The sequence below is a fragment of the Hyphomonas adhaerens MHS-3 genome (assembly GCF_000685235.1).
Classification (GTDB): Bacteria; Pseudomonadota; Alphaproteobacteria; order Caulobacterales; family Hyphomonadaceae; genus Hyphomonas; species Hyphomonas adhaerens.
Genome location: NZ_ARYH01000005.1, coordinates 1 through 24526, shown reverse-complemented (window position 1 = coordinate 24526; position 24526 = coordinate 1). Strand labels below are relative to the sequence as shown.

At 62.4% G+C, this 24526-nt stretch carries 22 protein-coding genes and 1 pseudogene; 9 read left to right on the top strand and 14 right to left on the bottom strand.

Going from position 1 to position 24526, the window contains the following annotated elements:
• Window positions 1-2 precede the first annotated feature (2 nt).
• Window positions 3-1262 (bottom strand): efflux RND transporter periplasmic adaptor subunit, encoded by a 1260-nt coding sequence (locus HAD_RS17345; RefSeq protein WP_035574077.1) that lies wholly within the window; start codon window positions 1260-1262, stop codon window positions 3-5.
• 207 nt (window positions 1263-1469) lie between these two features.
• Between HAD_RS17345 and HAD_RS17340 the strand changes: the two genes are divergently transcribed.
• The 4 genes from HAD_RS17340 to HAD_RS17325 are packed head-to-tail and all read left to right on the top strand — an operon-like array spanning window position 1470 to window position 4413.
• Window positions 1470-2615, top strand: a complete 1146-nt coding sequence (locus HAD_RS17340) for a cytochrome-c peroxidase (RefSeq protein ID WP_051596450.1) — start codon at window positions 1470-1472, stop codon at window positions 2613-2615.
• Window positions 2616-2624: 9 nt separating this feature from the next.
• Window positions 2625-3254, top strand: a complete 630-nt coding sequence (locus tag HAD_RS18260; protein WP_051596449.1) for a MotA/TolQ/ExbB proton channel family protein — start codon at window positions 2625-2627, stop codon at window positions 3252-3254.
• Window positions 3251-3673: an ExbD/TolR family protein gene (locus tag HAD_RS17330; protein ID WP_035574075.1), complete on the top strand. Its 423-nt coding sequence runs from the start codon at window positions 3251-3253 to the stop codon at window positions 3671-3673. Before HAD_RS18260 ends, HAD_RS17330 begins: the two co-directional genes overlap by 4 nt.
• Window positions 3670-4413 carry an energy transducer TonB gene (locus HAD_RS17325; protein WP_051596448.1) on the top strand — a complete coding sequence of 248 codons (744 nt, stop codon included), beginning with the start codon at window positions 3670-3672 and terminating at the stop codon, window positions 4411-4413. The genes HAD_RS17330 and HAD_RS17325 overlap by 4 nt, the downstream gene beginning before the upstream one ends.
• 56 nt (window positions 4414-4469) lie before the next feature.
• Here the strand turns inward: HAD_RS17325 and HAD_RS17320 are convergent, their stop codons facing one another.
• The 8 genes from HAD_RS17320 to HAD_RS17285 form a co-directional block, all read right to left on the bottom strand.
• A complete protein-coding gene (locus HAD_RS17320; RefSeq protein WP_035574069.1) occupies window positions 4470-6986 on the bottom strand; it encodes a TonB-dependent receptor plug domain-containing protein in 2517 nt (838 codons plus the stop codon).
• Between the two features lie 155 nt (window positions 6987-7141).
• The gene (locus HAD_RS17315; RefSeq protein ID WP_035574067.1) at window positions 7142-10411 is read right to left on the bottom strand and encodes an error-prone DNA polymerase; all 3270 of its coding nucleotides are present in this window, start codon (window positions 10409-10411) and stop codon (window positions 7142-7144) included.
• Window positions 10408-12021: a Y-family DNA polymerase gene (locus HAD_RS17310; RefSeq protein WP_035574062.1), complete on the bottom strand. Its 1614-nt coding sequence runs from the start codon at window positions 12019-12021 to the stop codon at window positions 10408-10410. Before HAD_RS17310 ends, HAD_RS17315 begins: the two co-directional genes overlap by 4 nt.
• Window positions 11912-12652, bottom strand: a complete 741-nt coding sequence (locus HAD_RS17305) for a hypothetical protein (protein WP_035574059.1) — start codon at window positions 12650-12652, stop codon at window positions 11912-11914. The genes HAD_RS17310 and HAD_RS17305 overlap by 110 nt, the downstream gene beginning before the upstream one ends.
• 85 nt (window positions 12653-12737) lie before the next feature.
• Window positions 12738-13535 carry an SDR family NAD(P)-dependent oxidoreductase gene (locus HAD_RS17300; RefSeq protein ID WP_035574058.1) on the bottom strand — a complete coding sequence of 266 codons (798 nt, stop codon included), beginning with the start codon at window positions 13533-13535 and terminating at the stop codon, window positions 12738-12740.
• Between the two features lies 1 nt (window position 13536).
• Window positions 13537-13968, bottom strand: coding sequence for an ester cyclase (locus HAD_RS17295; RefSeq protein WP_035574056.1), 432 nt, complete (start codon window positions 13966-13968; stop codon window positions 13537-13539).
• Window positions 13969-14013: 45 nt separating this feature from the next.
• On the bottom strand, window positions 14014-14775 hold the full coding sequence (locus tag HAD_RS17290; RefSeq protein ID WP_035574054.1) for an N-acyl homoserine lactonase family protein: 762 nt from the start codon (window positions 14773-14775) through the stop codon (window positions 14014-14016).
• Between the two features lie 4 nt (window positions 14776-14779).
• Window positions 14780-15394, bottom strand: a complete 615-nt coding sequence (locus tag HAD_RS17285; protein WP_035574160.1) for a TetR/AcrR family transcriptional regulator — start codon at window positions 15392-15394, stop codon at window positions 14780-14782.
• Between the two features lie 85 nt (window positions 15395-15479).
• Here HAD_RS17285 and HAD_RS17280 point away from each other — a divergent pair, with 85 nt between their 5' ends.
• Complete coding sequence (locus HAD_RS17280; RefSeq protein ID WP_035574050.1) at window positions 15480-16010, top strand: VOC family protein; 531 nt, start codon at window positions 15480-15482, stop codon at window positions 16008-16010.
• Window positions 16011-16073: 63 nt separating this feature from the next.
• Here HAD_RS17280 and efp read toward each other — a convergent pair whose 3' ends face one another.
• Window positions 16074-16646: an elongation factor P gene (gene efp, locus HAD_RS17275; RefSeq protein WP_035574047.1), complete on the bottom strand. Its 573-nt coding sequence runs from the start codon at window positions 16644-16646 to the stop codon at window positions 16074-16076.
• 149 nt (window positions 16647-16795) lie between these two features.
• Between efp and epmA the strand changes: the two genes are divergently transcribed.
• Both epmA and HAD_RS17265 read left to right on the top strand, forming a co-directional pair.
• On the top strand, window positions 16796-17821 hold the full coding sequence (epmA, locus tag HAD_RS17270; RefSeq protein ID WP_035574046.1) for an EF-P lysine aminoacylase EpmA: 1026 nt from the start codon (window positions 16796-16798) through the stop codon (window positions 17819-17821).
• On the top strand, window positions 17818-18855 hold the full coding sequence (locus HAD_RS17265; RefSeq protein ID WP_035574045.1) for a lysine-2,3-aminomutase-like protein: 1038 nt from the start codon (window positions 17818-17820) through the stop codon (window positions 18853-18855). The genes epmA and HAD_RS17265 overlap by 4 nt, the downstream gene beginning before the upstream one ends.
• 9 nt (window positions 18856-18864) lie before the next feature.
• Here HAD_RS17265 and HAD_RS17260 read toward each other — a convergent pair whose 3' ends face one another.
• Genes HAD_RS17260 through HAD_RS17245 form a run of 4 tightly spaced genes read right to left on the bottom strand, consistent with a single transcriptional unit; the run spans window position 18865 to window position 22509 of the window.
• Complete coding sequence (locus tag HAD_RS17260) at window positions 18865-20004, bottom strand: ABC transporter permease (protein ID WP_084332048.1); 1140 nt, start codon at window positions 20002-20004, stop codon at window positions 18865-18867.
• Window positions 20001-20933, bottom strand: coding sequence for an ABC transporter ATP-binding protein (locus HAD_RS17255; protein WP_035574043.1), 933 nt, complete (start codon window positions 20931-20933; stop codon window positions 20001-20003). The genes HAD_RS17260 and HAD_RS17255 overlap by 4 nt, the downstream gene beginning before the upstream one ends.
• The gene (locus HAD_RS17250; RefSeq protein ID WP_035574042.1) at window positions 20933-21886 is read right to left on the bottom strand and encodes an HlyD family secretion protein; all 954 of its coding nucleotides are present in this window, start codon (window positions 21884-21886) and stop codon (window positions 20933-20935) included. Before HAD_RS17250 ends, HAD_RS17255 begins: the two co-directional genes overlap by 1 nt.
• Complete coding sequence (locus tag HAD_RS17245; protein ID WP_035574041.1) at window positions 21883-22509, bottom strand: TetR/AcrR family transcriptional regulator; 627 nt, start codon at window positions 22507-22509, stop codon at window positions 21883-21885. The genes HAD_RS17250 and HAD_RS17245 overlap by 4 nt, the downstream gene beginning before the upstream one ends.
• 263 nt (window positions 22510-22772) lie before the next feature.
• On the opposite strand from HAD_RS17245, the gene HAD_RS17240 reads away from it, so the two are divergent.
• Window positions 22773-23126, top strand: a complete 354-nt coding sequence (locus HAD_RS17240) for a helix-turn-helix domain-containing protein (RefSeq protein ID WP_035574040.1) — start codon at window positions 22773-22775, stop codon at window positions 23124-23126.
• Window positions 23127-23397: 271 nt separating this feature from the next.
• A pseudogene (locus tag HAD_RS17235) lies at window positions 23398-24526 on the top strand (hypothetical protein); the annotation flags it as partial.

Sequence of the window (24526 nt, the reverse complement as noted above, 5' to 3'; positions counted from 1 at the left end):
TCCTAGCGGCCCATCATGGGGGGCGGTCCCATCCTGCGGGTTTGATTGCTGGTAACCTGCTTCGGGAAAACGTTGCCGGACACAACCGTGTCGCCGGGTTCGAGACCGTAGATCACTTCAGCCTGCGTGCGGGTGCGTAGACCGGTGAGGATCGGGCGAGGTTGAGCGTTTCCGTCGCTCCCCAGTACCATGACCAGTGCCTTGTCCGCATCGGGATTGGCTTCCAGCGCCGCTTTGAAAGCCGCCGGCATTGGCGCCGGCCCCGCGGTCGCGTCTGCATCCGAACCGGCCCGCCGCGCCGGCGCGGATTGAAGCGCCGTGATCGGGACGAGAATGGCATCCTTTGCCGATCCGAGAACGAAGAAGACCTGAGCCGTCATTTCCGTGCGTAGCCGGCCTTCCGGATTGTCTACATCCAGCAGCGCCTTGTAGAGCACCACATCGTTGAGCACTTCAGGCGTTGGCAGGACCTGGCGGACCTTGGTCTCCCAACGGTATTCGGAATCGCCGAGTGTCGTGAACCAGGCGGGCTGATCCTTGGTGATCCGCAACACATCGGCTTCCGACACGTCGGTCTCGACCGTCATCGTGGTGAGGTCCGCGATCGTAAGGATGGTCGGCGCCGTCTGGTTGGCGTTCAGCGTCTGGCCCTCGACGGCCTCGAGAGACACAACTGTACCTGAGATCGGGGCGTAGATTTTCGTGAACGCGAGCGAGGCGAGATCGGCCTGAAGGCTGGAGCTCTGCCGTTCGATCTGCGCGTCGATCGCTTCAAGTCTGCCCTGAGCGATCTGATAGTCCGCTATCGCCGCCTCATAATCCGCCTTGGCCATGGCGTCGGCCTCGTAGAGCATGGTGGCGCGCTCGGACTGGGACTTCACGAGTTCAAGCGTCGCCTGCTGCTGCTTGCGGCTGGCGCGCAGCTCTTTCAGCTGGGCGCGGTTGGCTTCGACGCTTGTCGTGGCGATCGTGGCGTCGATCTGGGCGAGCAGGTCACCAGCCTCTACCGTATCGCCGACATCGACGTACAGCGTCTCCAGTTGTCCGGACACCTGCGCGCCGACGGCGACTTCTTCCTTCGGCGCGATCTTGCCCGCAGCCGAGATCGTGACTTCGATATCGCCTCGCGTGACCTTTTCAGTCTGGAGCGTCTGTTCTTCGCCGTTCGATGACGCGGAGACGAAGACGTACACGCCGATGGCGGCAGCTGCTGCAACAAAAGCGAGGAGACCCCACCGCGAGGACGATTTTTTTCGTGCCATCTAAATTCACACAATCAATGAGCCAGTTTTTCCATTGAACGGCAGAGGGGCCGGATTCCGTCGCGGTGGGCTGCATTTCGTGTGCCGCAACGGGCGCTGCAGCTGCAAAGCGCCTGCGACGATTGTTGCTCGTGACAACCAAAGCGATTATGAGAATGATTATCATTATAGATTGCATAGTGCGGAAAAGAGAAAGAATTGCCGGTCATGTCCCTGACGAAGATCAAATCGCCATCGCAGGCCGGGAAGCTTCGCGCTGCGCTGCTGGCTATGGGCTGCCTGCTGGCGATATCCTGCAAGGGCGCTGAGGTTCCGCAACCGGCCGCGGAGCCGGATCTCGGATGTGGACCGCAAATCTGTGCTGAAGGGGCAACTTTGCGAGAGGTCTATGCCGGGCCTGTTGAAACCTGGCCAGCCGTCGAGACCACGAACGATACGCCTTTCGAGGAGATGGCGCTGCTGGACCGTCCTGTGCCGGCTGAAAGGTCCGCCATGGCCAGGCTCGGCGAAGCGCTGTTCTTCGATCCGATCCTCAGCGCTTCCGGTCAGATCGCCTGCGCCTCCTGCCACCATCCTGATCTGGCCTTCACCGACGGCATTCGTTCTTCCATCGGGCACGACCGCCAGCAGGGGAAACGCAACGCCCCGACACTGTTGGACAAGGCCGACCAACCGGTTTTCATGTGGGACGGTGCAGCCATGAGTCTGGAACATCAGGCCATGATGCCGATCTCCAACCCCATCGAAATGGCTGAGACGCAAGCCGCACTCGTCGAGACCATGAATGCCGATCCGGACTATGCCGCCCGGTTCAACGAGGTGACGGGCCAAGACACAATAGAAATGCAGGACATCACCGCTGCGCTCGCCGCCTATGAGCGGACGCTGACACGGCGCACGAAGTTTGATCTTTTCCTCGAGGGCGACAGGGACCGTTTCACGGATCAGGAACTGTTCGGCCTGCACCTGTTCCGGACCAAGGCACGGTGTATGACCTGCCATTCCGGTCCGCGCCTGACGGATGATGAGTTCCACAATATCGGCCTGACTTATTACGGCCGGAAGTATGAAGACCTCGGCCGCTACGCGCTGACGGAAGCCCCGGAGGCTGTCGGCCAGTTCAAGACCCCCAGCCTCCGCCATGTCGGGCGCACGGGGCCCTACATGCACAATGGCCTTTTCTCGAGCCTGAGAGGCATCGTGAACCTCTACAATGCCGGCGGCGCCCGGCCGCGTCCGCGCCCTGGCATGGAGAACGATCCGCTATTCCCGGAAACCAGCGAGCTGCTGCCAGAGCTGAACCTGACGCCCGACGAGCGGGACGCGCTCGTGGCTTATCTCGAAACCCTGTGATCCCGCCCCATGTCTGACTTCCTGACCGTCCTCATGCAGCCTGCCGGCATCGTGCTGGTGCCGCTCTTTGCCTGCTCCGTTATCGCGCTCGCCCTGATTGCTGACCGGGCCGTGGCTCTGGCGAGCCTGAAAGGGCTCGGCCAGCAGGCCGAACAGGCTGTCCGGCGCACCGCGACGGAAAAGGGAGCCGCAGCCGCACTGGCTGAAGTGCAAGCCGCGCACCCGTTCTACGAAGCTGCTGCCGAAGTTCTGAAAGACAATCTGCATGCAGACAAACACCTGCGCGAAGAGGCTGCGAGCCTCGAACTGCAGGCCGCCGGGCGGGGACTGTCTCGCCGCCTGACCGGCCTGACAACAATTGCCGGACTGGCCCCGTTGCTGGGCCTGCTCGGTACGGTGATCGGCCTTATGGTCGCCTTCCAGGCACTGGAAGGCACGAGCGGACCGGTTGAGCCGGGTATCGTGGCGGGCGGCCTGTGGCAGGCAATGATCACAACGGTGATCGGGCTGGTGATCGCTGTGCCGTGCCTCGTCTGTCATGCCTGGTTCCGCTCCCGCATCCGCTATCGGATGGCCGATGCCGTGGCCTTGCTGACCACCTTGTCGCTTGCTGCGGACATGCAGGAAGACCGCCCATGATCAACGCGGCGCCAAATGAAAGCGTGGATGAAGAAAACATCCAGCCGAATCTGACACCACTGATCGATGTCGTGTTCATGCTGATTGTCTTCCTGTTGCTGACGGCGAATGCGGCGCAGTACGTGGTGACCGTAGATCTGCCTGAAGCGAATTCGGCCACGTCCAGCGAAGGGGAAGCGCTGTTGTTGCAGCCGCCTGAATCAGAGGGCGGTGCCTGGGTGCTGGATGGCGAGCCGTATGACGACTCAGCAGCCGTCCGTCAGGCGCTCGTGCGGGCACTCGATGGTAACGAAGACAAGGCGCTCGTCATCGCGATCGATGCGGCCGCCAGTTCGCAGCGCCTTATAGATGCGATGGAGCTGGCGACCGAGGCCGGTGCGAATGCTGTCGATATATCGACGGAGAAGCGCGCCGAATGAACCGGGTGTCCCCCTTCGTCCTGCTTGTCGCTGCCTCGGGAGTCATGCATCTCGCCGGGGCAGGCGGGGCGCTTGTGTATCTGTCAGGTGCAGAGCCTGCCGTCATCGAGAAGACCTCGCTTCGCGTCGCGCTCGGATCCCGTGGCGCATCCGCTGGGCAACCTGTTGAGGCCGTTCCACAGGAAGCGCCGGACACACAGCCGGAACCGCCGCCGGAAAAACGACCGGAGCCCAAACCAAAGCCGAAAGTCCCCTCGCCGGAACCCGTCGCCGAACCTGTTCAGGAGCCTGAACCGGAGACGCTGATCGAGACAACGGAAACACCAGAGCCTGAGCCTGAAAAGGCAACGAGCCAGCCAGCGGCCGTCGCCGGTAATGCCGGACAGACTGGAACCGTATCGGACACTGAGATGGACACGGACGGTGAGAAGGATGACGCAGGCTATCAAGCCATGCTGGTCAGTTATGACGGCATCGTGCTGGGCCATCTCGCGAGGTTTAAAACTTTCCCGCCAGCGGCGCGGATGCGGGGCGAGGAGGGCTATGTCGGCGTCGAATTCGTCATTGGGCGGGACGGCCAGATGGTGAAATGCCGTCTGCTTGAAACGTCCGGCAGCCGCCGGCTCGACAAGGCGGCCCTCAGCCAGCTTCGCTCTGCCGCGCCTTATCCCGCGCCGCCCGATCAGGCAGACTGGACAACCCGAACCTACCGGACAGAAATGCGCTACTCGCTGAACTGAAAACACCCGGCCAGTTTACAGCTGGCCGGGTGGTTCATGGCAGAAGGGCCTGGCCTCTAGTAGACGTAATTGATGCCCAGCCACACGGCGCGGCCGAGTTGGTAGGGGTCCCTGTCTGTCACGTCCGTATGCGGCAGGCTGCTGAACAGGTTTGAGACCCGCGCTTCGAGTTGCACCCGGCCCTTGCTGAATTCCGGAATGGTATAGGTGGCATTGAGATCGACACGCAGGGAGGCGTCGCGGACAAGGGTGTCATAGACGTCGTAATCAAGGCCACCGACCTCGATGTCTTCCCGGGTGTCGCCGATCGTCTCGTACTCATCCTTCCAGTAGAGCCAGAGCGTGGTGTCGAGCGCCTCGTCGAGCCAGGTCGAGCGGATCGCCGCATTCGCCGTGAAGGGTGCCGCAAAATTCTCGCGATACGCTTCATCCTGAAGCTGGGATTTCGGCATCACCTGGCCTTGATAGTAGATGAGGTCCTCCAGAAGTTCTTCCGGATCGTATTCGTCGAAATACTCGCCCTCGTCGTCGGCATTATTGTAGGTCTCCGACCATGCCGCGTTGAGCGTGAAGGACGTGTTCTTCCATGTGCCGACCCACTCCGCAGACAGGCCGAGATAGTCGGTCTTGCCGTTGTTGGAGGGGTAACGGACGCGGCGGGTGTAGGGTACGCCGTCTTCATCGATTTGGTTCACGTTCTCCATGGGGCGGGCGACGATCTGGTCGCGGTGCCAGCGCTGGACGGCTTTCAGTCGTCCAATGCCGTTCAGCTTCCTGAAGGCCGGGAAGGTCAACGCCAGTGTCGCTTCGTCGGAATACGGCGTGTCGAGTTTCGCATCATGATAGCTGGTCAGGATGCTCCAGCGGTAAAGGCTCCAATCGTCCGGGCTGAAGACAAGATCAGTTCCGTCCGAAGTGCCTGTCCGGCGGTACAGATAGGAGTCTGGCTCGTCTTCGCTGATCGCATAGGCGAGCAGGTTCCGCGTGTAGTAGCGGTTGGCACCCGCCGTCAGCTGCACATCGTCCCGGATATTCCAGACAGCGCTGAGGCGTGGTGCGAAGTTTGTGTTTTTCAGGTAGTCGTCCGCCGACACGCGCAGACCCGCGCGGACATCCACAGGCCCGAAGCTGTTTGCCTGCTCTGCCCAAAGCGAGCCCTGCAGGATTTCTGCATCTGAAGAGAACCCCGGATACAGGTTGTACTGGGTTGCTGCAATCTCACCATCAATACACGACTCTTCGGACGGGTCTGCACAGACCGTATCCGGATCATAGACGCCGCGTGAGTAGAGGCGCTGTTCCTGTTCGCGGCCCTTGTGAGCATCGACATGGGAAACCGTTCCGCCGAAATCGAACGTGCCGCCAAACAACGGATGGCTCGCTTCGCCTTCCAGCGCATAGTCACGTTGGGTCTGATCGAGATTTCCGATGCCGCCGATGGTGCAGTTTCTGCCGGTGCAGAAGTCGATACTCGGTGCGGCAGAGCTCCAACTGTACTGGACCGGCGGCGCTTCCCGGCTGGAGTCGGAATCGACATAAGACGCGCGGATCAGCCAGTCCAACGCGCCGTTCTGCCCGTCGAGTTCCGTCTTGAACGTCAAGCCGCCACCCTTGCTGGTGACGAGGTTCTGGATACCCGCCGCCGCTGCAGATTCGCTCTCGTACGGGCTGTAGACCAGGCTGCTTGTCAGGCGCAGCGTGTCGGAGAAATCATAGATGCCTTTGACGAGGTAGTTGTCCGAGGTCGACTGGAAGCCGCGGAAATTGTCGCCATAGCTGGCGCTGACCGGATAGGTCACGTCTGCCACGGTGCGGCCAAAGCCGAACAGGAAGCGGAGCTGGTCATTCACCGGCGCATCGACCGTGCCATGCACGCGCCACTTGGTGAATTCCGGCGGCGGGTCAGCGAGGTCGAGGTCCGCGTCGTCATCCGTGATGTAATCCAGCAACTCATCGCTCTCATAGCCGTAGCGCAGGCTCACGCCGAACGCATCGTCCGGATCGCGAATACCGACATCGACAACACCGCCGGAGAACTCGCCATAGCGGGCCGAGATGTTGGAGTCGCGCAGCTCGATGCTCCCGATCAGCGACGGATCGAGGAAGATCGATTGCGCCGAGGCGCCCGCGACATCGAAGATGCTCTGCGGGTTGTCGTTGGTGACATCCATCACACTGTTCACGCCGACACCATCAATGCGGAACGCGTTGTCATAGGTCTGGCCGCCGGAGATGGAGATATCGGCCGGCCGCAGGTCCAGCAGGTCGTCCCGGTCGGCACTGGAGTGGTTCACGTCGAAATTGACGTTCGGCATCAGGCGCAGGGCATCCATGGCATCGCCGGAGCCGTCTTCCAGACCGGTCAGGGACTCCTTGTCGATGATGGAGAGGCCGCTGTCTTCGGCGATGAAGCCGCGATATGCCGGCAAGGGGGCGCGGGTGTCTTCGATATCGATTGCGTCCAGTTCGACCGCTTCGGACTGTGCAGCATCTGTTTCAGTTTCCTGCGCGATGGCTGGGAGTGCCCCGAACAGGAGGGCGACGCCTATGGCAGTCTGTGTTGTCAGTTTCATACCCGTCTCCGATTTTGCAACTCATTCGCAATATCGATCTCACCCAGTTATGTAAATGAGAATTATTCGCAAAAACCGTTTCGAAATGTCGCACCTGTTCTAGGCCGCACGGATGAGTGGACCTGCTACCCAAACGAGCAGGTCCGGGGGGGTGGCTAGTGAAAGTCGCGGCTTGGCGGAATGACCCTGACATTGCGCGGATGACGCCCCCCGGAAGGGCGTCCGGCGGGGCCCTTGCGCGGTGCGACAGGCCGGCGAACCTCGTCCGGCCGGGCCAGCACCCCGTTCAGCGGATCGCGCAGGGCATCTTCCGACAACAGGGACAGGTCGTCCGTGCAGTCGATCAATCGCTCCGCCACGATATGGGTGACATTGTCGGCTGACTGGACCCGGCCGATCACGTGCAGGATCCGCGCGCGCATCACGACGGGGCGGAACCGTTCCAGCACACGCGGCCAGACGACCAGATTGGCGATCCCGGTCTCATCCTCCAGCGTAATGAAGACGACCCCACTGGCGGATCCGGGCCGCTGGCGCACCAGCACCAGGCCGGACGTCTCCACCCGCTGGCCGTTGCCCCGCCCGGTGGCCTCAGCGGTGGAGACAATGCCGCGCCGCGTATGGGCATTTCGCAGGAAGTGCATCGGGTGGCCTTTCAGCGACAGGCGATGCGTCTGGTAGTCCTGCAACACATGCTCAGAAGGCGGAACTTGTGGGAGGTCCACATCCTCCTCCGTGCCTTGTTCGGCAAGGTCGGCGGCCGCGAACAGCGGCAGGGCGTGTCCCGGCGCCTCACCGCGGATCTTCCACAGGGCATCGCGCCGTGACAGACCCATGGAGCGGAAGGCATCCGCCGCCGCCAGCCGTTCCAGCACGGCGCGGGTCAGCCGCGCCCGGCGGGTCAGGGCGTCCGGGCTGTCATAACCACCCGCCCTGTGCACCATCAGCTGTTCCATGTCGGCCTGTTTCAGCCCATCGACCTGCCGGAAGCCGAGGCGCACAGCGAACAGGCCGGAGTCTCCCTCCACCGGCTCCAGCGTATTGTCCCAGTCGGAATGGTTCACATCCACCGGGCGGATCTCGACGCCATGCTCCTGCGCATCCCGCGCCAGTTGGGCAGGGGCGTAGAACCCCATGGGCTGGCTGTTCAGGATGGCGGCGCAGAAAATGTCCGGATGGTGACATTTCAGCCAGGAGGACACGTAAACGAGCAGGGCGAAGGAGGCCGCATGGCTTTCGGGGAATCCATATTCGCCAAAGCCCTTGATCTGCTCATAGCACGACCGGGCAAACACCGGATCATACCCCCGTTCGATCAGGCGCGAGACCAGCATCTCCTCATAATTATGGATCGTGCCGAGGTGGCGGAAGGTCGCCATGGCGCGCCGCAGGCCGTTGGCTTCGTCGGGTGTGAACTTTGCGGCATCAATGGCGATCTGCATCGCCTGTTCCTGGAACAGGGGCACGCCTTTGGTACGCTCCAGGATCCGTTCCAGTTCGTCCGGTGGGCCATGTTCCGGGGCGGGGCTGGGAAAGCGCACGGGTTCCGTGCCGTTCCGGCGGCGCAGATAGGGGTGCACCATATTGCCCTGGATCGGGCCGGGGCGAACGATGGCGACCTCAATCACGAGATCGTAGAAGACGCGCGGGCGCAGGCGCGGCAGCATCGCCATCTGCGCGCGGCTTTCCACCTGGAACACGCCGATACTGTCGGCCCGGCACAGCATGTCATAGGTCGGTTGGTCGTCCGGCGGGATGCTGGCCAACGTGTGGTGGATGCCCTTGTGGCTCTCCAGCATGTCGAAGGCCTTGCGAATGCAGGTCAGCATGCCCAGCGCCAGCACATCCACTTTCATGATGCCCAGCGCGTTGATGTCGTCCTTGTCCCATTCGATGAAGGTGCGCTTGTCCATGGCGGCATTGCCGATGGGCACGGTCTCGGTGAGGGGGCCCTGTGTCAGCACGAAGCCGCCGACATGCTGGGACAGGTGACGCGGGAATCCGATCAGCTGCCGGGTCAGCAGGATGGCCCGGCGGATCAGCGGGCTGCGCGGGTCCAGCCCTGCCTCGACGATGCGCTTGTCCGGCATGGCATCGTTCCAGCTGCCCCAGACGCCATTGGCCAGTGCGCTTGAAATATCCTCGCTGAGGCCAAGCACCTTGCAGACTTCCCGGACGGCGGAGCGGGACCGGTAGGAAATCACCGTTGCCGTCAGGGCGGCGCGATGGCGGCCATACCGTCCGTAGACATACTGGATGACTTCCTCGCGGCGTTCATGCTCGAAATCGACGTCGATGTCCGGCGGCTCCCGGCGCTCGCGTGACAGGAAACGGGCGAACAACAGCTTGGTCAGGGTCGGGTCGACGCTGGTAATGCCGAGGCAGTAGCAGACGGCGGAGTTCGCCGCAGACCCGCGCCCCTGGCACAGGATGCCCTTGCTGCGCGCCCAGGCGACGATGTCATGCACGGTCAGAAAATAGGGCGCGTAGGAAAGCTCCTCGATCAGGGCGAGTTCCTCTTTCAGCTGCCGGGAGACCTGTTCCGGAATGCCGTCCGGATAGCGGTTTTCCGCGCCCCTCCATGTCAGCTTCGTCAGGTGGCTTTGCGGCGTTGCGCCATGCGGGACCGGTTCGTCCGGATATTCATAGGCCAGTTCATCCAGGTTGAACTGGCAGCGTGCGGCGATGGCCTCTGTCTGGGCCACCGCCTCTTCGAAGCCCTGGAACAGGCGCGCCATTTCAGCCGGGCTTTTCAGGTGCCGCTCGGCATTTGCTTCCAGACGGTAGCCCGCCGTCTCAAGGGTGCAGTGCTCGCGGATACAGGTCAGTACATCCTGAAGGGGGCGGCGTTCCGGTGTGTGGTAGAGCACGTCATTGGTTGCCACCAGCGGCACGCCTGCAGAGGCGGCGAGTTCCTCCAGCCGGGCGATGCGTTCCCGGTTGCGGCCGGAATAGGTGTAGCGCGCGGCAAGCCAGGTGCGGCCCGGCGCGGCGGCGGCGATGTCGCGCAGCGTGTCCGCGAACCCGGTGGGCGGAACGGCTGGCGGCATGACGATCAGCACCTGGCCCTCGCTGGCGGCGAGGATGCTCTCCAGCGTCAAATGGCATTCGCCTTTCGGCACGTCCGGCTTCATCTTGCCATCCGACAGGAGGCGCGACAGGCGGCCATAGGCGGCGCGGTCCATCGGGTAAGCGAGGATCTCCGGCCCCTCCAGCGGCACCAGCCGTGCCCCGACCAGCAGTTTCAGACCAGCCTCCTTTGCCGCGGTGTGCGCCCGGACGACCCCGGCCAGCGTGTTGCGGTCGGCGACGCCAATGGCAGAGAGGCCCAGCTCCGCCGCCCGCTGCACCAGTTCGGCGCCATGGCTCGCCCCCCGCAGGAAGGAGAAGTTCGTCGTCACGGCGAGTTCGGCAAAACCGGTCATGCCAACAGTCCCTGCAGGAACCATTCAGGCTGGCTGCCGCGCCCGTCATCATAAAGCCCCTCACGGAAGATCCAGTAGCGGTGGCCGTGCTCGTCCTCGACACGGTAATAGTCCCGCGCGCGGGGCATGGCCTGCGCCGCGCCATTTGCCGGGGGCAGATAGGTCCACCATTCCGGCGCGATCCGCTCCGGGCCGTCGGCTTTCACCACGCGCCGCACCACCCGGCGCCAGACGAAGCGCAGGGGCGGCCCGTCCGGCACTTCGGCGACCGCGTCGATCGGCTCCGGCCGGTCCAGCATGCGGAGGGGGCGCAGACCCGGCAGGGTATCGGGTGGCGGCGGGGTGTCCTCGGGCAGCTGGCCGGTGAAGGGCACGTGCCGCTCGGCCTTGTCCGGGGGGTGTCGGGCCTCCGGCTGGATGATCATGGCCCGGCCCTCGCCTAATCGTGCCTGGATCCGGTCTGCGAGCGCGGAAAGCAGCCCCAAGTCCGTTATGGTCATGGCAAGATCAGTGGATAATGGCTGGCTTCCGGCCTCCATGGGAGCCGTTCGCACGGCCTCAAGCAGCAGGAGATCAATGCCGAAACCGGGGTCGATCCGGTCCAGCCGTTCCCGGAAAAGGCGCAGGATATGGGCCGGTTGGCGCACGGGCCGGGCCATGTTGACGGTCAGGCTGCGCGTCTCGCCATCGGAACGAAACACATGAAAAACAAAGCCTTGCGCGCCCAGGCCATGCGCCGACAGGCGCGCGCACAACTCCTCGGTCAGGCAGCTTAGGCCTTCGCTGATCCCGGCGCTGTCGCTCAGCGGCTCCGGGCAGGGCAGGCGGGCGGCATAGTCCGGCGGCGGGCGCAGCGGCGCAAACGGCTCGGCCCGCACCCCTAGCGCCTGATCCAGCCGCAGCATCACCGCATCCACCGCCTCGCGGGACTGGAAGCGCCGGGAAAGTGCTTTGCGATCAATGTTGTAAAGCTGTCCGATCCGCGTCAGGCCGAAGCGGCGCAGCAGGGTCTGCACAGGCCCCGACAGCCGCAACGCCCGCACCGGCAGCGCCGCCAGACCCTGCCGCTCGGCCCCCGGCGGCAGGATTACCGGCGCCCCGTCCTCCGCCACGGTCCGCGCCAGAGCCCAGGCTGCGCCGGGTGTTCCGGCAAAGGCGAGGCGGTGGCCATATCCCGCCTGCGAGACCTGCGCCGACAGGGCCGTCGCCATGCCGGCCTCCCCGCCGAAGAGGTGGTCGCAGCCCGTCGTTTCCAGCAACAGCCCGTCGATGCCATCCGTGCACACGAGGGGGGAGAAGCGCACCATCCAGTCGGCAAGGGCCAGCAGGGCTGTTGCATCGCTCTCCCGGTCGATCTGTTCGGTCATGAGGCCCGGCAGGGCGCCGCGGGCATCCTTCAGGCTGAGCCCGGCATGAATACCGACTTCCATGGCAGGTGCGTTCGCCGCCGCCACGGCCAGCCCATGAGTGGATTTCTCATGGAGAACAAAGGGGTGCGGCTCAGCCGGCCTTGCGGCGCTGTCCGGCCCGTGTGACGAAGGACGCCGCCGGGCGCGGCGCAGCCGGTCCAGCGGCCATTCCGGAAACCATATGGAGAGATAGCGTCTCATCGTTCCACTCAAGATCAAAAGCCCGCCCCACCGCTGCAGGTGCGGTACGGCAGCGTTCCAGGACGGCGCGATAGCGCGGCTGGCCGGGCGCGCGGGGGTCGTGACGGTTCATCGCCGAAACTTGCGTCCCGACGCGCCAGCGGGTGCTGGCGGCCGTTGCCCCGCTGCAGGTGTGCGGCAACAGGAGCGTGACCGGGACACCATGCTTTTCAGACGCCAGCGCAAGGCGCCGCGTGGCGGTGAAATCCGCCTCTTCAAGCTCGACCACGACATGATTGACGGCGCCCGACATGATGCCTTCTTCGGCGCTCCAGAGGGCCTCAGCGGACTTGCGGGCGATGACACAGAGGCGAGGGGCCTGTCCGCCCGTCATCTGCCGCAGCGATCCGGCGGGTATATGCCCGGCATCCCGGGAAGCACTTGCCTGGCAGACCCACAGACAGGCGCCCTTGCGGGAAGGCTGCGTCATCGCCAGGGTGAAGCCCGTGACCGCCGCCCAATGGCCATACGCCGTTTCTGCCACCTCATGAACGCCATGGACGCCCAGCCCGAAGGGAAAGGCGGCCGGCTGTGCCGGAGCAGCCGTGACGGGGCGGATGAGCCCTTTTGATCTGAGGGTTGCAAGGTTCATTTGTTCTTATTTTGTTCTCAATGCGCAAACGAGTCAATCGTGCGTCCTGAGAACAGGCAAAGCAGCAGCCGAACCTGTCGTGAAATCAGGCGATCGAGCGGGCTCCGTCGATCACCAGCTCTGTGCCGGTGACATAGCTGCTCTCGTCACTGGCCAGCCAGAGAATGCCGGCGGCGATCTCTTCGGGAAGGCCCGGCCGGCCGAGCGGGACGGCGTTCGAGGTGAAGGCGGCGAGCGTCGCGCCGCGCGGGCGGCTGCCTGTTTCCTCGGGCGCGGTGCCGATGAGCGTGTCCCAGATTGCCGTTTCCACGATACCGGGATGGACCGAGTTCACGCGGATGCCGTCGTTTGCCGCCGCGCATTCCAGCGCCACAGACTTGGTGAACAGCCGCACCGCTCCCTTGGAGGCGCAATAGGCCGATGCATTGGCGGAGGCCTTGATCCCCGCGATGGAGGAGACGTTGATGATGCTGCCGCCGCCATGCTCCCGCATCAGGGGCAGGGCGTGCTTCACGCCAAGAAACGGACCGTCCACGTTCACGGCCATCAGACGTTTCCAATCGTCCAGGCCGACTCTGGTCACCGGGCTACTGGGCAGGCCAATCCCGGCATTGTTCACCAGCACATCCAGCCGGCCGAACACATCCCGGATTGTTGCGATGACGGTGTCCCAGTCGGCCTCTGCCGTCACATCATGCTGGATGAACATGGCGTTGCCGCCTGCGGCTTCGATCTCCGCGGCCAGTGATACGCCAGCCTCCCTCTGCAGGTCCGTTGCGATGACGGTCGCGCCCTCCTTCGCCAGGGTGAGCGCCACGCAGCGGCCGATACCGTTTGCGGCGCCCGTGATGCAGGCGATCTTTCCCTCCACCCGTCCGGTCATGTCAGGCAAGATCCAACGCCTTGGCGATCTGGGTCGGGTCGTAATAGGGACGTTCGCAGATGATCTTGTCGCCCCCCGGCGGGAATTCGAACGTCGCGGCCATACGGACGCGGAAGCTCTTGCCGGTCGGCTCAATGGTGCGACCGCCCATGTTAAGCGGTCCCTTGTGAGTGCCGGTGAGCCAGAACTCGACGAGGACAGTGTTGTCGACATGGGCCAGCGCGATGATCTCATTGCCCTGGTCAGGGAAAGGCGTCCGCGAGGCGTGGAAGTAGCCGCGTACTTCCTCCTCGCCGTCGAACACCGTGCCGGAGCCATACATTTCGTAACGGGGGTGTTCGAATGTGGCGATCACGGCATCCCAGTCGCAATCGCATTCCAGCGCCATATGGTCCCGTACGGTCTGCAGCCGGCGCTCTGCCAGATCTGTCATGGTGTTCCTCCCTTGATGCCCTGCGGGCGTGTGCATGATGTGAAGCTAGCCGAGGCGGACAGGCGCCTGCGGGATGGTTTTCCAGAAATCAGGATCGTGGCCGAACATGATCTGAGCGCCGCGGGCCTGCATGTCGCGGAACCGGCGGAACACGGCAAGGGCCGCTTCCCGGTCGGCGATGATGCCCGGTGTGCGCATCTGCTCAAGCGAGTCCTTCAGGTAGCAGGCGTCGCCGCAGAGAATGTACTCGCCACCCTTTTCAGTCTGCACGCGCAGCGACTGGTGCCCCGGCGTATGGCCATAGGTTGGCAGGCAGACGACCGTGCCGTCGTCGAAGACATCATGCTCGCCATCCACGGCGCGGACTTTCTGCCCGGTGTCCCAATCCGTGAGGAGGTAACCATTCGTGCTGCCCGTCGTGCGGGCGTGCGTCAGTTCCCGCGTCTGGATCAGGATGTCGGCGTTGGGCAGCTGTGCATTGCCGCCACAATGATCGAAGTGGAGGTGGGAGTTGATGACGATGTTGATACTGTCCGGATCGGTACCGATGGAGCGCAACCTTTCGCTGATCTCTTCGCCCTTGTGGAAATGAAAGGTGTGATACTTCGCAATCACATCGCCGACATAACTGGCCGGGTCTTCCACCGTGTCCTCGTGGAGGCCCGTGTCAAACAGGACGCGGCCTTTCGGGTGCACGATCAGGTAAGAGGGCACAGGCACAGTGATGACGCCCTTCTCTCCCTTCATCAGGAAGGTGCGGGGCAGGGTCAGGAAACCGCAGGTGAAGGCGTAAAGCTCGACCGTCACCGCCTCAGTCTCCCCGCAGTGTAAGGGCCAGGAAGTTGGCGGTGACGCGGTCCATTGCCGCCCGGAGCGTGTCCCGGCTGGCTGGTTTGTCAGCCCAGAAGATGTGCTGCATGCGGACAAAGGTCAGACCGCCCATGAACAGGCGGGCGCATTCGACCGGGTCCGGTGCGTGCAACCGGCGTGCCTCTGCGAAGCGCCGGAAGTGCGCAGCGACAGCGTTGATCTCCCGGTCGAACAGGGCCTGATTGAAATGGGCCCGGTGGGCCTGCAGGCGCTTGGGCTCGGAATGGAGCAGTTTCATGAATTTGCGCTCGTCCGGATCGCACCATTGATCCAGAAGGTCAGCGGTGTACTTGCGGCAGAAATCTGCCGGATCGTCGATGGTGGTATAGTCCTGAGCGGCGAGGCGGCTTGCATTGCTGGCCGGGCCGTAGGCATCGATCAGCGCGCTCAGGATTTCCTCCTTGCCCTCGAAGTGGCTGTAGAGGCTGCTGGGCTTCAGGCCGACATGTAACGCGATCTGGCGAACGGATGTGCCCGCGAAGCCGTTCTGTGAGAACAGGTCGAGCGAAGCCTGCAGGATTCGCTCGCGCGGATGAGTTTCGGTTGCGGTGTCCATGCGATGTTGCTAACGAACGATCGTTCGTAAGGCAAGAGCTTCGCAGGTCTCAGGACGGTCATGCCGAAGCCATGGAGGTACAGGTATGAGCCGCATTTTCGGCCCGGTCCGGCAGAACGGCTATGTCGTTCGCGACATTGAGAAGGCGATGACCCACTGGGTTGAGGTGATGGGCGTCGGCCCGTGGTATTATATCGACCGCGTGCAAACCGACTGGTTCCGACACCGCGGCGTGGACTCAGCCGTCGAGATGAGCATCGCCCTCGCCAATTCGGGCGACCTGCAGATCGAGCTGATCCAGCAACGCAACGATGCGCCGTCCATGTACAAGGAGTTTCTGGAGGCTGGGCATGAAGGCCTGCAGCATCTGGCCTTCTGGTCGAAGAACTATCAGGCGCTTTATGACGAGGCGCTCCGCCTTGGCTATCAGGTCGGCCATGAAGGGCAGATCGGAGGGGACCAGGGCCGGTTCGCCTATTTCGACAGCGCAGGCCACCCAGGCACCGTGATCGAGATTTCAGACATCTCGGGCGCCAAGGGCGCTTTCTTTGAGCATATCCGCAATGTCTCCGCAGATTGGGACGGAGCAGACCCGATCCGTCCGGTCAGTCGCTGATAAGCCCCATAAAAAATGCCGGCCTTTGGGGCCGGCATTTCGCTGTTTCCAGTCTGTGGCGCCTTAGTCTTTCGCGCGTTCCAGATATGTGTTGTCTTCGGTGTTCACGATGATGCGGGTGCCGACATCAATGTGCGGTGGCACCATGACGCGCACGCCGTTGTCGAGAATGGCTGGCTTGTAGCTACTGGAGGCCGTCTGGCCTTTCACGACCGGTTCGGTTTCGGAAATTGTCGCGGTGATGCGTGCTGGCAGCGTGGCTGAGACGGGGACGTCATTGAAGATCTGCAGGTTCACTTCCATGTTTTCCTGGAGGAAAGCGGCATTGTCGCCCAGCATCGTGCCGGCCACGTGGACCTGTTCAAACGTTTCCGGGTGCATGAACACGTAATTGTCACCGTCCTGGTAAAGGTAGGTGTAGCCGATGTCTTCGACGAAGGCCTTTTCCAGCTTGTCGGTCGTCTTGTAGGTGTTGACGATCTTGATCCCGTCGGAAATGCGGCGCATTTCAATCGTGGTGGTCGGTGTTCCCTTGCCGGGACGGAAGGAATCCGCCTTGAGGACGGAATAGAGCTGACCGTCGGTGTACTCGATGATATTGCCCCGGCGGATGTTTGCTGCGATTTCGACGGCCATGATGTGTTCCCGAATTGCCCGGACTGGCTCCGGTGCTATAGAGCGCTCCGCTCCGGAGCGCCTGATCGGGGTTCGCAATACCGGCACTTGCGTGTTTCGCCAAGCGCCGGTTCACATATTTCCACGTTTCCGGACATTGGGCAGGACAGATGACTGACAGGAAATGGTGGCATCCGGCGCGGCACAGGGACCGTCGTCCGTTCCTGTTGCAGCGAGGGCGGGTGCGCCGGGCGCTGTCGGACTGGTTCGGCCGGGAGGGATTTCTGGAGGTCGAGTGCGCGGCCCTGCAGGTCTCGCCGGGGAACGAGACCCATCTCCATGCTTTTGAAACGGAATTCCGGACGGATGACCGGCAGGCCAGCCCGCTTTACCTGCACACGTCGCCTGAATTCTCGTGCAAGAAGCTGTTGGCGGCCGGCGAAGAGAAAATCGTAGATTTTTCAAGGGTATTCCGGAACCGGGAGAGTGGCCCGTTGCATTCGCCCGAATTCACCATGGTGGAGTGGTACCGCACCGGCGCGGACCTACAGGCCGTGATGCAGGATACCGTGGATCTTTGCCGCGAAGCCCTCAAAACCACCGGCCAGCCTGCGCTCGTCTGGAAGGGGCGGACCTGCGATCCGGGCCTGACTCCGGACTACCTGACGCTGACTGAGGCGTTCCAACGGCATGCTAAAACGGACTTAAACGGACTACTGGATGACCGGGACGGATTTCTGGATGCTGCCCGCCGGGCCGGAGTGGGCGTGCCGGATGATGCCTCCTGGTCGGATATTTTCTCCGCCGTGCTGGTGACCCTGATCGAGCCCGCCCTGGGAGACGACCGCCTGACGGTCCTGCACCGCTATCCGGTCTGCGAGGCGGCGTTGGCCCGGGCCTGTCCGGATGATCCGCGGTTTGCCGAACGGTTTGAGCTGTATGCCTGCGGGGTAGAGCTGGCGAACGGGTTCCATGAACTGACCGATGCGGCCGAACAGCGGGCGCGTTTCGAGGCCGACATGGACCTGAAGCAGGAATTATACGGCGAGCGCTATCCGATTGATGAGGACTTCCTGGAGGCGCTGGGCAGCATGCCGGATGCAAGCGGCGTGGCCCTCGGGTTCGACCGGCTCGTGGTGCTGGCCTCCGGGGCGCGCTCGATCAAGGATGTCCAGTGGACGCCGGTGGAGACATGAGCCGGCCGCTGAGCACCCTTCAGGCGCTGGAAGCCGCCAGCCTGATTTCCCCTGAGGATGCCGCGGCGCTCGCGCCGGTTGCGGATCGCTACGCCATTGCTGTGACACCCTTCCTGGCTGACCGGATCGACCGGACGGACCCTGATGACCCGATCGCACGCATGTTTGTCCCCCAACCGGATGAGATGATCCGGACACCGGAAGAGCTGAACGATCCCATCGGCGATGAGGCGCATACGCCTGTGCGCGGCGTCGTGCATCGCTATCCGGACCGGGTGCTTCTGAAACCCGTGGCTGTTTGCCCGGTTTATTGCCGGTTCTGCTTCCGGCGCGAAATGGTCGGGCCCGGGATCGGCGAGACATTGTCACCTGCCGAACTGGAGGCCGCGTTCGATTATATCCGTGCACAGCCCGGTGTCCGGGAAGTGATCCTGACCGGAGGGGATCCGTTCATGCTGTCCGCGGCGCGGGCGAAGGCACTGACGCAGGCGATCGCCGCCATTCCCCATGTCGACGTCATTCGCTGGCATACAAGGATGCCGGTGGCCGACCCCGAGCGGATCACGGCGGAGTTTGCCGAGGCGCTGGAGGCGGACGGCAAGGCCGTTTATGTTTCGATCCATATCAATCATGTGAAAGAGCTGACGCCCGAAACGCAGGCCGCTGCGGCAAGGCTTGCCGATGCCGGCTTCCCGCTCGTGTCCCAGTCCGTGCTGCTGCGCGGTGTGAACGACAATGTGGCGGCGCTTGCTGAGCTGATGCAGGCCCTCGTGGCAGCGCGCATCCGCCCCTATTATCTGCACCACCCGGATATGGCACCCGGAACCGGGCACTTCCGTGTCAGCGTGGAGGAGGGGCAGGCGCTGTACTCGGCCCTGAGAGACTGCGTGTCAGGCCTCGCCCTGCCGCACTATGTGATCGACATCCCGGGCGGGGTGTCCAAGGCCAATGCGGCGCTGTCCGATGTGGTGGAAACGCCTGAAGGCCGGGCGCTGCGCGGCCGGGACGGGAATCTTCATCCGTACAAAGGATAATATGCCGGGCTAGTCGAGTGTGCGCCGATAGCGCAACATGGCAATGGAGACCGCCACAGCGGTGAAGATGCACAAGGCGATGATCGGGCTCTGAAGCTGCGCCAGGCTGGTGTCTTTCAGCATGACGCCGCGCACGATGCGCAGGAAATGCGTCAGCGGCAGGCCTTCCCCGATGATCTGGGCCCATTCCGGCATGCCGCGGAACGGGAACATGAAGCCGGAGAGCAGGATCGACGGCAGGAAGAAGAAGAAGGTCAGCTGCATGGCCTGCATCTGAGTGCGGGCGATGGTCGAGAAGGTGAAGCCAAGCGCAAGGTTTGCCAGCACGAACACGGAGACACCGAGGAACAGAATCCACGGGTTTCCGATGAAGGGCACATCGAACAGGAGCCGTGCCGCCAGCAGGATCAGAAGGGTCTGCCCGGCGCCGACCACGACATAGGGCAGGATCTTGCCCAGCATGACTTCAATCGGTTTCACCGGCATGGCGAGCAGGTTCTCGATCGTGCCCTGTTCGGACTCGCGCGTCATCGCAATGGCCGTGATCATCACCAGCGTCATGGTCAGAATCACGCCCAGCAGGCCGGGCACGATATTGTAGCTGGTCTTGGCTTCGGGGTTGTACATCTGGTGGACAACCAGATCGAAAGGCGGTTGCCCGCCGCCAAGACTGGCGAGCGGCCCTTTCAGGTCATGCCGGAGGGCATCGGTCAGGATGGTCTGGGCGAAGGCAACGGCGCCGGATGCGGCGGCGGGGTCAGTCGCGTCTGCTTCGATCAGGATCTGAGGGTGTTCGCCCCGTACCAGTTTGCGGGTGAAGCCCGCCGGGACGGAGACGACGAAGGCAACTTCACCCCGGGCGAGCAGATCACCTGTCTCGCGTGGGTCGTCTGTCTGCATCACGAAGTCATAATAATCGGACGTCCTGAGCGACTGGACCATCGTGCGGACGATGGGAGTCTGTTCCTCCACCAGAAGCGCGGCGGGCAGGTGCTTCGGGTTCATGTTGATGGCATAGCCGAACAGGATCAGCTGCATGATCGGTATGCCGACCATGACGGCGAAGGTCAGACGGTCACGCCGGACCTGGACCATCTCTTTCATGAATACAGCCCAGATGCGGCCGAAGGAGCGCAGCAGGGCGTTCATGCGTGCACCCGCTTGTCTTCGCCAGCTTCCGCGCTGAGGGCGATGAAGGCGTCTTCAAGGCTGGTGCGGACTTCGCTCCAACTGACATCCGGGGTCTTGTGCTTGTCGAGGGCCGACTGGATGGCGGCGCGGTCTTTCCCGCTGACATGAAGCGCAGACCCGAAATAGGCGACGTGTTCGACGCCCGGTTCATTCTTGATATCGTCTGCGAGACGCCGCACGCCGTCGCCTTCGCCGCGGAAGGTGAGGAGGCCGGACCGGTCGATGACGTCCGGCACCCTGCCTTCGACGATCTTTTCCCCATGGGCGAGGTAGACGATGCGGTCGCACCGTTCGGCTTCGTCCATGTAGTGCGTGGATACCAGCACTGTCATGCCCTGCAGGGAGAGGTGATGGATTTCGTCCCAGAAATCGCGCCGGGCCTGAGGGTCCACACCCGCGGTCGGTTCGTCCAGCAGAAGGAGTTGCGGGTGGTGCATGGTGACGGCCGCGAGGGCGAGGCGTTGCTTCCAGCCGCCGGACAAAGCGCCAGACAGCTGGTGCTGGCGGTGGCTCAGTCCAAGCGTTTCCAGCGTCTCGTCGACGGTCTGCCGGGTGTGGGGCAGGCGGTAAAGGCGCGCGACGAATTCCAGGTTTTCCCGGATTGTCATGTCGGTCCAGAAGGAGAATTTCTGGGTCATGTACCCTGTCAATTCGCGGATCCGGGCTGCGTCCCGTTGAATGTCATAGCCCAGGCACTCGCCTGTCCCTTCGGTCACTTTGAGAAGGCCGCAGATCATCCGGATGGTCGTCGTCTTGCCGGACCCGTTGGGGCCGAGGAATCCCCAGACCTCACCGCGTGGCATCTGGATGTCGACGCCCGCAACCGCCGTTTTGCGGCCAAAGCGTTTGACCAGGCCGTGGACGTCGATGGCGTAGTCGCCGGGCATTACCAGTTCACCTCCACCGGCAGGCCCGGGTGCAGGCCAATATCTGGCGGGACTCTGGCCTCAACCATGAAGACAAGCTTTTCGCGGGAATGACGGGCATAGATCACAGGCGGCGCGAACTCCGCCTCGTGCGCGATAAACGTGATTTCCGCTTTGACTGGCGACGCCATGCCATCTGCGCTCACGGAAACGGTTTCCCCCACTTTCAGTCTGGAAAGGTCCGTCTCCGGAACATAGAACCGGGCCTTGAGGCCATTATCCGGCAGAATGGCGATGATCGGCGTCCCCGGATTCACGAACTCTCCCTTGCGGAAAAAGACTTCTTCGATCCTGCCGCTGTCAGGCGCGATGGTGCGCCGTTCATGAAGACGGTACTCAGCTGCAGCCTTGGCCGCTTCTGCAGACTGTGTTGCAGCCTGCGCTGCATCGCGGGTGGCATTCCGGGCGGGCAGGGCAGCGACTTTCAGGTCCTGCTCGGCGGCATGAACTGCAGCGGTCGCGGCATCGAATTCCGCTTCGACGGTATCGCGCTGGGATTTGGGGGCGTAGCCCTGTTCAACGAGGGGGATGATCCGGTTGCGCTCGCTCGTGGCTTTTGCGAGGCGGGCTTTCGCGGAAGACAGTTGCGCTTCGAGGCGCTTCATCTCTGGCGGCCGTGCGCCGGTGCTGAGGTCATCTGCCTGCGCCATTGCCTGGGTCAGCCTGGAGTTGGCCTCCGAGACAGCGGCTTCTTCGGCGGTGCTGTCCAGACGGAACAGGAAGTCGCCCTGTTCGACGCGGTCGCCCTCCCTGACGGGCTGTTCGACAACGCGCCCGGCGGCCGGGGCTGCGACATAGGTCCAGTCCGCTTCAATATAGCCGAGGTGGACGGGCTCGTCCTGCTGGGTACAGCCGGCGATCCCTGTCAGCAGGAAACCGGCGATGAGGGCGCGGATCTCAAAAGCATGTTTCATGGAGTGGTTCCGATCTGAAGGGCGTTGAGCATCATTTGCTCGTGGATCGCGAAAAGCTGGTCGAGATCGACTTCCGCCTCGGATGTCTGGTTGAACACAGCCTGCCACAGTGCACTGAAGATGACGGGAGCCATGATCAGGCGTGCGGTCAGTTGCGGGTTTTCGATTTTTGCTTCACCGGTTTCATCCGCCCGCTGCAGAAGGTCGGCGATCATGGATAGAACCCGCTCAATCAGTTCCTGCCGGTAGGTCTGCACGATTTCCGGGAACAGCTGGCTGTCTCCGACCAGGACTTTCATCAGGCGGGGCAGGTCTGTTTGACGGATCAGAAAAGGCGCGAACTCGCGAATGCCGTGAAGGGCTTCTTTCAGGGAGGCGGCATGCTCCGTAATCTGTTCGATGATCTCCAGATTGGGCGAAGCGAGGGATTCAATGAGCGCCTGAAACATCGCCTCTTTTGAATCGAAATAGAGATAGAGCGCCCCCTTGGACAAGCTGGCACGCCTGGCAATGTCGTCCATTCGTGTCGCGGCGAACCCTTTTTCGAAGAATTCATCGAGCGCGGCTGCAAGGAGCGCCTGACGGCGTTCGTCTTTCGCCTCGTCGGTTCTTGCCCTCGCCATCGGGATCTCACAAATAACTGACCGGTCAGTTAGCTAAGGTTTGCGCCTGCGTCTGTCAATCCTGTTACGCATTTGTAATTGCCTGATATTCTGCGCAGAGCGGGACGGTCCCTGAGCGCGGTGCGGTCTGGCGATGGCAGAACGTGACCGGGCTGGGGCGACAGGATGAAGGCCCGCCCCGCCGTCTTGGAACATTCATACATCTGACACGAAACTTTCGGCGTGGGACTCTAGGTGTGCCAGCATAATGCTGGGAAGAACCAATGCCGAGTGATGACCAATTCGTATATTCGCTGGAACTCAAGATCCTTGATCTCGAAAACCTGGTGAAGACTCTCGAGAAGCGGATTGACGAACTTGAGGCGAAGCAGGCCTCTGCCGCGCAAATGGCCCAGCCAGACGTTCCTGAAGATGTGCTCAGGCAGATCGAAATGGGCGACCATCCCATCCGTGCCCTGCGCCAATACCGGCTCATGACTCAGAAGGAACTGAGTGCCAAGTGCGGTATTCGAGCAAACCATATTTCGGCCATGGAGCGTGGTATGCCGTTCGGTTTGAAAACTGCCAAACGATTGGCAGAAGCACTGGAAGTTCCTGTCGGATTGCTGACCAGGTAGCAGGCGTCTGCACTTGGTTCCGTGTTCTTCCTCGTGAAAATAATCCAATAAAAACAGAATTAAACCCAGCCAAATCTCATGCGATTTGCGGGCGCGGCGCCGGCCAGGGCGGGGCGTTACATAAAGTTTACAAATCAGTTTCGAAAGCGTCTTGAAGCGCTGCAATAAGGCCCGTGGGAGATCGCGGGGCCGAGTCACGGATAACCGTCCGCTCGCATGGATCTTGCCGAAAATGCGTCTGTTCTGGAGCACACAGGGGAAGATGACGGTAATGAGTTTCAAAAATAAGTTCAAAAGCGCGATGGCGCGGAGCGTGGCGGTTGCTGCGATTGTTCTTGCGGCGGCTTGCTCGCAAGGCAGCAGCATTTCATCGCCCGGCGCGACTGATGCGGGCACGCCTCCCGGAGGCAGCACCGGTGGTTCCAGTGGCGGCTCGGGGTCGGGTGCGACTTGCCCGTCCGGCTTTACGGAAGGCACGCCGGTTGGTGGCCTCACAACGTGTGATCTTTCGGGCGCGTACCTGACCAATATCACGCTGGAGAATATCGACGGGATTGCCTACCGCCTGAGCGGCCGTGTCGATATCGGTACCGATGTCGGTGCTGAAGGCAACATTGCAGGTAGCCAGCCTGCTGTTCTGACGATCAAACCGGGTGTGACCGTATTTGGTGAATCCGGTTCCGATTATCTCGTCATCAATCGCGGGTCCCAGATTGTCGCGGACGGCACTGCAGCGCAGCCGATCATTTTCACCAGCGCCGACGATCTTGAGCGCCAGGCTGACAGTGACTCGTCGAACGACCTTGGCGGAGATGCCAATTCCGAGTGGGGCGGTCTTGTCCTTCTGGGTCAGGCGCCGATCAACCGCTGTAAGGATAAAGTGACGCCGGCCACGGCCCAGTGTGAAAACATTGTCGAAGGGGTGACCACTCCGGAAGCCGTTTATGGCGGCGCCGACACGACCGATAACAGCGGTGTTCTTGACTATGTGCAGGTTCGCTTTGCGGGCTATGCAATCAACACGGCGGGTAATGAGCTGAATGGCATCACGTTTGCCGGTATCGGCAGCGGAACACGCGTTGAAAACATCCAGGTTCACAACAATTCGGACGACGGTGTGGAGTTCTTTGGCGGAACCGTCAACATCAGTCACCTCGTCCTGACTGGCAATGCCGATGACTCGATCGACACGGACAATGGCTATGCCGGCCATATCCAATACGTGGTCGTCGTTCAGAACGAGAATTTCGGCGACAACATCACCGAAGCGTCGAGTGTTTCGTCAGATGTCGCGCCTCAGTCCAACCCGATTATTTCCAACTTCACATTTGTTGGTAATCAGACGAATGCATTCCGCTTTAATACCGGAACGCTGGGACATTACCTCAACGGCGTGGTCA